1 protein-coding gene is annotated in these 2,702 nt (G+C 76.8%); it reads right to left on the bottom strand.

Going from position 1 to position 2,702, the window contains the following annotated elements:
* On the bottom strand, positions 1-2,702 hold a 2,702-nt coding region (locus VGR37_19055; GenBank protein ID HEV2149507.1), incomplete at both ends, for an amino acid adenylation domain-containing protein.

The raw sequence follows: 2,702 nt of genomic DNA, 5'->3' as shown, positions 1-2,702 counted from the left end.
GCGCCTCGTGGCGGCGGACGGCCTCGCGCAGGCTCGCCCGCAGCGCCGCGGCGTCCAGCGGGCCGCGCAGCCGGAGCGCCCCGGGCATCACGTAGGCGCTGCTCGCCGGGTCCACCTGCCAGAGGAACCAGAGCCGCTGCTGCGCGAAGGAGAGCGGGATCTCCCGCGTGCGGTCGGCGGGGAGGAGCGGCGGCGCCTCCCTGCGCGCGCCCCGGGCCGGCAGCGCCTCCACCCTCGCGGCCAGCTCCGCCAGGGTCCGCGCCTCGAAGACCGCCGCCAGCGGGAGCTCCGCGCCGAACGCCTCCCGGACGCGCGAGGCCACCCGCATCGCCAGGAGCGAGTGCCCGCCCAGCTCGAAGAAGCCGTCGTGCGCGCCCACGCGCCCGGCCCCGAGCACCGCGCTCCAGATCCCCGCCAGCAGCTCTTCCGCGGGGGTGCGCGGGGCCACGTAGCCGCCCGCGGCGGGCGCGGCGTCCGGCGCGGGGAGCGCCTTCCGGTCCACCTTGCCGTTGGGCGAGAGCGGGAGCGCGTCCAGCGGCACCAGCGCGGCCGGGACCATGTGCTCCGGGAGGCGCTCCGCCAGGTGGGCCCGGAGCGCCGCGGCGTCGGGTCCGGAGGGCGCCGGGACGAAGTACCCCACCAGCCGGGTCTCCCCCGGGGCGTCCCGGCGCGCGGCGACCACTGCGTCCCGGACGCCGGGGTGGTCCAGGAGCGCCGCCTCCACCTCCCCCGGCTCCACGCGGAAGCCGCGCACCTTCACCTGGTGGTCGATCCGCCCCAGGAACTCCAGCTCCCCGTCCTCCAGCCAGCGCGCCCGGTCGCCGGTCCGGTAGAGGCGGGCGCCGAGGACGGGGGAGAAGGGGTCGGGGACGAACTTCTCGGCGGTCAGCTCCGGGCGGCCCAGGTACCCGCGCGCCACCTGGACGCCGCCGATCAGCAGCTCCCCCGCCACCCCGACCGGGACCGGCTGGAAGCCGCGGTCCACCACGTACAGGCGGGTGTTCGCGAGGGGGCGGCCGATGGGGACCGCCCGGTCCTCCCGCGGCCGGCAGTGCCAGTACGACACCTCCACCGCGGCCTCGGTGGGGCCGTACAGGTTGTGCAGCGCCACCCCCGGGAGGCGGGCGTGGAAGCGCTCCTGCAGCTCGCGGGGAAGCGCCTCGCCGCTGCACGCCACCCGCCGGAGCGAGGCGCACCGCTCCTCCAGGCGCGGCTCCTCCAGGAAGGCATGCAGCATCGGCGGGACGAAGTGCATCGTCGTCACCCGCTCGCGCTCCACCAGCTCCGCCAGGTAGGCCGGGTCGCGGTGCCCCCCGGGGCGGGCCAGCACCAGCCGGGCCCCGCAGACCAGCGGCACGAAGAGCTCCCACACCGAGACGTCGAAGGACAGCGGCGTCTTCTGCAGCACCGTCTCGGAGGCGTCCAGGCCGTACTCCCCCACCATCCAGAGGAGGCGGTTCGCGATCCCCCGGTGCGAGTTCATCACGCCCTTGGGGCGCCCTGTGGAGCCCGAGGTGTAGATGACGTACGCCAGGTTGTCGGGAGAGTGCGAAAGTGCGGGAGTGCGAGAGTGCGAAAGTGCGTCCCCGCCGCGGAGCTCGCCGGCTCCGTCCAGGAGCACGGTCGCGCCCCCGTGCTCCGGCACCCGCCCCGCCAGCCGCTCCTGCGCCACGAGCACCGGCACGGCGGAGTCCGCCAGCATGAAGGCGAGCCGGTCCGCCGGGTACGACGGGTCGAGCGGGACGTAGGCGCCCCCCGCCTTCAGGATCGCCAGGAGCGCCACCATCAGCTCCCCGGAGCGCTCCATGCAGACCCCCACCCGCACCTCGGGTCCCACCCCCAGGGTGGCCAGGTGCAGGGCGAGCCGGTCCGACGCGGCGTCCAGCGCGGCGTAGTCGAGCGACGCGCCCTCGCACGCCACCGCCGGGGCGGAAGGGGTGCGCGCGGCCTGCGCGCGGAAGAGCTCGTGCACGCAGGCCGGGCCGAGCTCCGCGCCGGTGCGGTTCCACTCCACGACCACCCGCTCGCGCTCCGCCGCGACGAGCATGGGGAGCTCCGAGAGGGGGCGCGCGGGGTCGGCGGCGATCCCCTCCAGGAGCGCGGCCAGGTGCCCGGGGATGCGGGCGGCCGCGGCGGCGTCGACGCGGGCCAGGTCGTAGTGGAGACGCAGGACCAGCCGCGCCTCCGGGAGGGCCAGGAGGGTGAGCGGGTAGCTGGTCTCTCCGGAGCTCTCCCACCCCTCGACCTCGAAGTCGCGCGCAGTCCCGCCCAGCGCCTCCTGGACGGGGAAGTTCTCGAAGGCCAGCAGGCTCTCGAAGAGCGGCTCCCCCGCGGGGACCCCGCTCCACCCCTGCACCCGCACCAGCGGCGTGTGCTCGTGCCCGCGGAGCGCGGCCTGCGCCTCCTGCACGCTGCGCAGCCACTCCGCCGCGGGGGCCTCCGGATGGATCCGGGCCCGCAGCGGGAGCGTGTTCACGAACATCCCGACCATCTCCTCCACCCCTGGCAGCTCCGCGGGGCGGCCGGAGACGGCGAGCCCGAACACCACGTCGTCCTCCCCGGAGAGGCGGGCGAGGAGGAGCGCCCAGGCGCCCTGCACCACCGTACCCGGCGTGATCCCCTCGCGCCGCGCGAGGGAGCGGAGCGCGGCCGTGGACACCGCGGGGAGGCGGTGCTCGGCGCGCCCGTGCCCCGCCTCCCGC

This window comes from Longimicrobiaceae bacterium (genome assembly GCA_035936415.1).
Classification (GTDB): Bacteria; Gemmatimonadota; Gemmatimonadetes; order Longimicrobiales; family Longimicrobiaceae; genus JAFAYN01.
The sequence above is the reverse complement of the archived record's forward strand: the minus strand, read 5'-3'. Positions and strand labels throughout refer to the sequence as shown.